This is a genomic window from Mesorhizobium sp. M7A.F.Ca.US.006.04.2.1 (genome assembly GCF_004022915.1).
GTDB classification, from domain to species: domain Bacteria; phylum Pseudomonadota; class Alphaproteobacteria; order Rhizobiales; family Rhizobiaceae; genus Mesorhizobium; species Mesorhizobium ciceri.
Window position 1 is genome coordinate 1 of record NZ_RZQA01001280.1, and the last position, 1199, is coordinate 1199.

Below are 1199 nucleotides of genomic sequence, written 5' to 3' on the forward strand. Positions count from 1 at the left end.
AACCGCATCCGCATCTTCACGCCCGACTATGAAATGCCGTTCGCCGGCCATCCGACGGTCGGCGCCGCGATCGCGCTGGCCGAACTTGCGGAGGAGGGCGGCGCCGGCATCTTCGTGCTGGAGGAAAACATCGGTCCGGTGCGGTGCGCCGTCAGCAAGCATGACGGCAACACTTTTGCCGAGTTCGATCTGGCGAAGCTGCCGGAGCCGCTGAAGCTCGATGCCGATCCGGAGGCGATCGGTGCCGCGCTTGGGTTGACGCCGCATGAGATCGGCTTCGAGAATCACCGCGTCGCGTTCTGGTCGGCGGGCGTGCCCTACGTCACCATCCCGGTTGCCAATCTCGAGGCGGCGGGCCGCATCCGGCTGGACAACCAGGCATGGTCGGAACTGGCGCCGCGCAAGAGCGAGTGGGCCTTCGCCAGCCCCTATGTCTACTGCCGCGAGACGGTGAACCACGAAAGCGCCTTCCATGTGCGCATGATCGTGCCCGGCACGCCTTCCTACGAGGATCCGGCGACCGGTTCGGCGGCAGCCGCCTTTGCCGGCGCCATCATGCATTTCGACGCGCCGACCGATGGCATTTCACAGCTGTGGATCGAGCAGGGGCTGGAGATGGGCCGGCCATCGCGCATCCGCCTCGAACTGACCGTGCAAGGCGGAAAACTGGCCTCGGCGCGCATCGGCGGCAACGCAATCAAGGTGGCGGAGGGCAAGCTGTTCGTTTGATCGAACGCATGCTCGGTCGATTTGTCGGGAAATGATTCCGGCAGGGCTGGACAGGACCGATGGTGGCGGCTATATGCCCGCCAACGCCGGTTTTTGCCGGCCGAGTGGGTGCGTAGCTCAGTTGGTAGAGCAGCTGACTCTTAATCAGCGGGTCCACAGTTCAATCCTGTGCGCACCCACCAAATTCCTAGAAGAGTTGGTGGAAAGACCCTGAAAGCGAGACGCGTTTGGCGCGTCTCGGGCAGGCTGTCTGACTGTGATTCTTTAACCGCGCTATCCAGATCTTGTGGCGATTCAGCCGCGTTGGAAAATGCGGGTCAGAAACCGGCCGAATCGAAAAGCAAGGCTCTTTTCCCCGGCTGCAGCATCGCTGGCGCCAATTCCGTCTTTTCCCCCGGAGAAATCGCTGATGGGCCACCAGAAGAAGACCAGGAAGACAACGAAAATGCCGGTGTCGATCGGGCCATGAC

General features: G+C 62.5%; 1 protein-coding gene and 1 tRNA gene. Both read left to right on the forward strand.

Annotation, left to right across the window (positions count from 1 at the left end; all coding sequences use genetic code 11):
- On the forward strand, positions 1 to 729 hold a 729-nt coding region (locus EN925_RS36615), incomplete at its 5' end, for a PhzF family phenazine biosynthesis protein (RefSeq protein ID WP_164894694.1).
- A 106-nt stretch (positions 730 to 835) separates the two neighbouring features.
- Positions 836 to 911 (forward strand) — tRNA-Lys (locus tag EN925_RS36620).
- Positions 912 to 1199: the final 288 nt, after the last annotated feature.